This window comes from Mesorhizobium sp. M7A.F.Ca.CA.002.05.1.1, from assembly GCF_003998335.1.
Taxonomy (GTDB): Bacteria; Pseudomonadota; Alphaproteobacteria; order Rhizobiales; family Rhizobiaceae; genus Mesorhizobium.
In genome coordinates, this window is record NZ_RZQI01001631.1 from 1 (window position 1) to 484 (window position 484).

Here is a 484-nt window from a genome sequence, read left to right on the forward strand (position 1 = left end):
CATACTTCTGGCGCTTGATCCCGCGGCCTTTGAGCGGTTGTGCCAGAGAATTCTCCGTGAGGCCGGCTTTATCAAGGTCGAGGTGACCGGGAGGAGCGGCGATGGTGGCATCGACGGCACCGGTGTATTGCGGGTCAACCTGCTTTCGTTCCACGTGCTATTCCAGTGCAAGCGTTGGAAAGGCTCGGTGGGGTCAGGCGTCGTGCGCGACTTTCGCGGTGCAATGGTTGGTCGAGCCGATAAGGGCCTTGTCATCACCACCGGTACATTTACCGCGGATGCGCGGCGCGAGGCTGTGCGCGACGGCGCTCCTGCCATCGACCTGATCGATGGTGACGGATTATGCGATCTGCTCAAGGATCAGTAGATCGGCGTGCGAGTGAAGATGGTGGAGGAAGTGACGGTCGACGAGGCGGCATTCGCCGAGTTTTAACGACGCCAATCGCGGAACCCAGCGCCGCCCCTCATCCGCCCTTCGGGCACC

Annotated in this window: 1 protein-coding gene; it reads left to right on the forward strand. The window is 61.6% G+C overall.

The features are described from left to right. Positions 1-367: restriction endonuclease (locus EN939_RS37455; protein WP_206528489.1), on the forward strand; the 367-nt coding region annotated here is incomplete at its 5' end. Between the last annotated feature and the right edge of the window lie 117 nt (positions 368-484).